The following is a 4,132-nucleotide window of genomic DNA, read 5'->3' on the forward strand; positions in this document are numbered from 1 at the left end:
TGGCGGTGGTTCGGGCGGCGGCCGGGGACGCGGCGGCGATTCGGTGATCGAGACGGCGGCCAAGAGCGCCGCGCGTGCCATCGGCTCGCAGGTGGGGCGCGAGATCATTCGCGGCGTTCTCGGTTCGATTCTCGGCGGTGGCTCGCGCCGGCGCTGAGCCTTGTCCCTATCGATTCCCCGCCGACCAGCGAACGAGGCTGCAAATGGTACTTGAAGAAATGACCCTGGGCGACGCGTCGCTGATTACCGTAACCTTCCTGTTTACCGATATCGAAGGCTCGACGAGCCTGTGGGAGCGCGAGTCGGTGGCCATGCGCGTGGCCCTGCAGCGCCACAATATCCTGCTCTCGTCGGCGATTGAAGGTCACGGTGGTTACGTCTTCAAGACTGTTGGCGATGCCTTCTGTGTCACTTTCGACAATGCAGTCGAAGCGCTCAGGGCGGCCTGCCAGATCCAGACCAGCGTCGCCGCCGAGAAGTGGCCGACACGTGCCGCGCTACGGGTGCGCGTTGCGCTGCACACCGGTCCGGCGTATCTGAGTCATGGTGATTACTTCGGTACGACGGTGAACCGTGTGGCGCGCCTGCTGGCGGTGACGCACGGCGGGCAGACCCTGCTGACTTCGAAGACCGAAACGCTGGTGCGCGATTCCTTGCCCGCCAGCAGCAGCCTGCACGATACCGGCATGCTGCGACTGCGTGACCTGCCGCACCCGATGCATGTCTTCCAGCTGGTCCATCCGGGTCTGTCGGCGAGCCTGCTGGAGACCGGCATTGCCGCGAGTGCGAACAAGCTGACCGGGGAGCCGCTGGCGCGCATGCGGCCGATCGACGTTTACGAGGTGCCGACCTTGCCGGCGATCGTCCTGCAAACGCTCAAGGTCATGCAGAATCCCAATATCGATGCTCGGGCAGTCGAACGGGTGATGCTTAACGACCCGGCGATCTCGGCCAAAATCCTGCGGGTTGCCAACTCGGCTTTCTTCGGCTTCTCACGCCGTGTGGCCACCATCGCCGACGCTGTACGTCTGCTCGGCTTCATCAATGTGCAGGGGATGCTGATCTCGGTCGGTGCTTTCGACGCTTTTCGCACCCGGCAGCTGAACCTGGTCGATTTCTGGAAACACTCGATTGCCACAGCCACTGCAGCACGTTTTCTCGCATCGAGGGTACGGTGCGTGGCTGACGAGGCGTTCATGGCCGGTCTTTTGCACGACATCGGCAAGCTGATCTTCGCGGTTCAGGCGGAATCGGTTTATCGACAGGTGCTCGAACTCGGGCGCGGTTCGGCCATGAGCAGTCTTGAAGCCGAGCGCACCCTGTTCGAGTTCACCCATCCAGAGGTGGGCGAAATGGTCGCCGAGCGCTGGAATCTGCCGGCGAAGTACATCGCCGCCATTGCTCATCATCACGACCCTGCGGCGGCCGGCGACGAACAGGTGTTCTGCGCGCTGATCGGTTTTGCCGACCAGGTGGCGCATGCGGCGCTCGGCAGCCACGCAGTGGCCGGGAATGACGCCGGGCTGACCGCTCTGCTCGATGAACTCGACCTGGGCCAGACGCAGTGGAACGACTGCCTGCTGCATCTGCAGCAGGCAGAGGCGAACATCGCCGCTTTCGTGGGGGCCATCCAGTGAAATTCACCCGCATTCAGCTGACGGGTACGCCCTCGTCGACGGGTGAGATCACCGACCACTCCTCGATCCCTGACAGTCGGCAGCCAAGCTGGTGGGCCATGCCGCGGGCGCCGCAGGCCATCACCGCGAAGTGGCGCCAGGCGAAGATTGGTCGCAACAGGGGAACCCACAGACGCATCCAGGGTTTGCTCAGTTCGACGTCCCAGCGGTAGGTGAGGCATACTGCATCGGGAGGGGCCTCCTCAATGAGCCAAAGCCCGATGCCGCGCAGGTCTCCGCTGGCCGCAGCTTCGAGTTCCCGCAAGCGCTCCGCGCGCCGGGTGGTCATCACGATTCGCAGCAGGTATCCCAGGCCGCTTCGCCAGAGGAAAGCATGCTGCGAACCGACCCCCTCGCGGTCGCCGCTCGCGAGGCTGCTGACGCTGGCCAGGTGTGGCCACCAGCCGGGCCAGTCCAGCGGGTTGATCAGCAGCTCCCAGAGGCGCTCCCGTGTTGTTTCCAGGCGCCAGCGGCTGATCATCACAAAACGCGGGCTCACCGTTCTGGTGAGAGCGGCTGAACCTCACGGCCGCGGACGAAAGCCAGCGCGCCGTGGTCGCTGTGCACCTCGCCGTGTTCGCTGCCAGCCGGTGCGAGGTGGAAGTCGCCGGCCTGAACCAGCACATCGCCGAAGAAAGCGTCGCCACTCAGCATGATGCATTCTTCCTCGCCATGGTGCGCGTGCGCCGGCAGGTGCGCTCCTGCTGCCAGACGGAAGAAGCGCGAGATGACGTCGCCGTCGCGCCAGAGAATCTTCTGTTCAATGCCCCTGGCAATCCCGTGCCAATCGCCTTCGCCAGCAAAAACGGTATGGCTGGCCGGTCCGTGGCCCGGGATCAGGCCACCGAGCAACTCGCCGAGTACGTTTCTGACATGCCCCAGCGAGGTGCCGCGCAGATAGGCCAGTGCGCCTGTGCGGGACGTAATGCGCGCATGCCGGCTGCCCGGTGGTGAAACATGGTAGTCGCCCGGTCCCAGGTTCAGTTCGCCGAGTTGCAAGCCACCGCGCAAGACGATCCCTTCCTCGAGATGGTGATGGCGATGTACCGGCAGCATTGCTCCAGGGGACAGCTCGATCAGCAGCGAAGCGCCTTGCGGACCCTCCCAGAGGGTCTTGGTGCGGACACCGGCCTTCACTGTGCGCCAGTTCCCGTCGCCAGTGCGAATCGTGAGCAGCCCGGCATGCCGACGAACGCTGTCACCGACTCGGCGCAGCAAGCGGTTGCGCAGGTCGGCATGCTGGCGCGCAGGCAGCTCGATCGGCAACAGTCCCTCACAGATCAGAGGAGTCAATGTGCGGGTGTCGCCGTCGTCTTCAGGGGGATGAGCAAATTGTTCGGAATTCATGGCGTCACCATTGGCGAGCGGGGATCCTCGGCGCCGAGCAGCCGGCGCAGGCGCAGAAGAGCGCGGCGGATATGGGATTTGACCGTACCCAGAGGAAGACACATCTGGCAGGCAATCTCTTCGTGCGAAAGGTCCCGGAAAAATGCCAGTGCCAGTAGTTGCCGGGGCAGAGGATCAAGATCCTGCAGCGCAGCATGTAAGCGGTGCTGCCGCTGTACGGCCAGCAGCAGATCCTCGGGATCATTCTCCGCACCCTGCTGGTCAGCAAGCCGCTCCTCATCGAGTGTTTCGGCCGGGTCTCGGCGGCGTAGGGCGTCGAGCGCACGGCTGCGGGCAATGGTCAGCACCCAGGCCAGAACACTGCCACGAGCAGCGTCGAAACGCGGTGCCTGCCGCCAGGCTTGCCAGAAAACGTCCTCGGTGACCTCCTCGGCAGTTTGCACCTGGCGGGTGATGCGTAATGCCAGGCCATAGACGCGACCGGCCAGCGCCTCGTACAACTCGGCCAGCGCCTGCTCATCCTGATGAACGATACGGGCAATGCAGGCTTGCAGGCGTGCCTCGTCAGCCAGCATGCACTGCACCCGTGCCTGTCCTTCCGCCAGTTCAGCCTGGTCGGTCGCGGGGAGTGTTCGGGCATCGAAATCGTCGGTTTCGTTCATCTCAAGGGCTTCGGTTTTCGCATCGGACGAATTCTGCCCGATCAGGACCGCCAAGCCAAACGCCTTGGCGAGAACTTCGGAGGGCTGTCGGGTGACAGCATCCGCGATGTCCTTGCAGGCGGCAGGCTGGCCGGTCACACCGGGATGCCGATGAAGGGTGGGTGTCGTGGCGACATGTTAACCATACGCACGAAGTCACGCAGCGGATGCAGGCAAGGTTCCGGCCGGTGCCGCAAGCCATGGACCGCGACGTGCAAGGGTTCGTCCGCGTATCGCTATTTCCGCCCGCCAAGCAGGCCCAACAGCCCTTCGGCGAGGCGTTGTATCGTTTGTGGATCGGGCACGGGCAGTTTGAGGTAGCGTTCTCCGGTCGCTGGATCGGTCTGTATCCAGGGTGACGAACGCTCGCCGCTTGACGCCGCAGAGAGCTCGCCGAGCAGTTGCGCG

At 64.2% G+C, this 4,132-nt stretch carries 5 protein-coding genes; 2 read left to right on the forward strand and 3 right to left on the reverse strand.

Annotation, left to right across the window (positions count from 1 at the left end; all coding sequences use genetic code 11):
- Together CAPSK01_RS24275 and CAPSK01_RS21020 are read left to right on the forward strand one after the other, a co-directional pair.
- On the forward strand, positions 1-157 hold a 157-nt coding region (locus CAPSK01_RS24275), incomplete at its 5' end, for a helicase HerA-like domain-containing protein (RefSeq protein WP_273704240.1).
- A 46-nt stretch (positions 158-203) separates the two neighbouring features.
- Complete coding sequence (locus CAPSK01_RS21020) at positions 204-1,637, forward strand: HDOD domain-containing protein (protein WP_034931517.1); 1,434 nt, start codon at positions 204-206, stop codon at positions 1,635-1,637.
- A gap of 13 nt (positions 1,638-1,650) precedes the next feature.
- On the opposite strand, the gene CAPSK01_RS21025 is transcribed toward CAPSK01_RS21020, so the two are convergent.
- From CAPSK01_RS21025 to CAPSK01_RS21035, 3 genes are read right to left on the reverse strand one after another with little or no spacing between them, the layout of a single operon-like run.
- A complete protein-coding gene (locus CAPSK01_RS21025) occupies positions 1,651-2,175 on the reverse strand; it encodes a hypothetical protein (protein WP_273704227.1) in 525 nt (174 codons plus the stop codon).
- Positions 2,172-3,023 carry a cupin domain-containing protein gene (locus tag CAPSK01_RS21030; protein WP_034931520.1) on the reverse strand — a complete coding sequence of 284 codons (852 nt, stop codon included), beginning with the start codon at positions 3,021-3,023 and terminating at the stop codon, positions 2,172-2,174. The genes CAPSK01_RS21025 and CAPSK01_RS21030 overlap by 4 nt, the downstream gene beginning before the upstream one ends.
- Positions 3,020-3,685, reverse strand: coding sequence for a sigma-70 family RNA polymerase sigma factor (locus tag CAPSK01_RS21035; protein WP_273704228.1), 666 nt, complete (start codon positions 3,683-3,685; stop codon positions 3,020-3,022). Before CAPSK01_RS21035 ends, CAPSK01_RS21030 begins: the two co-directional genes overlap by 4 nt.
- Positions 3,686-4,132 lie beyond the last annotated feature (447 nt).

It is taken from the genome of Candidatus Accumulibacter vicinus (assembly GCF_000584955.1).
Classification (GTDB): domain Bacteria; phylum Pseudomonadota; class Gammaproteobacteria; order Burkholderiales; family Rhodocyclaceae; genus Accumulibacter; species Accumulibacter vicinus.

Coding starts and splice junctions, on each gene's coding strand:
- CAPSK01_RS21020 (WP_034931517.1), top strand. CDS start 204: ATGGTACTTGAAGAAATGACCCTGGGCGACGCGTCGCTGATTACCGTA.
- CAPSK01_RS21030 (WP_034931520.1), bottom strand. CDS start 3,023: ATGAATTCCGAACAATTTGCTCATCCCCCTGAAGACGACGGCGACACC.
- CAPSK01_RS21035 (WP_273704228.1), bottom strand. CDS start 3,685: ATGAACGAAACCGACGATTTCGATGCCCGAACACTCCCCGCGACCGAC.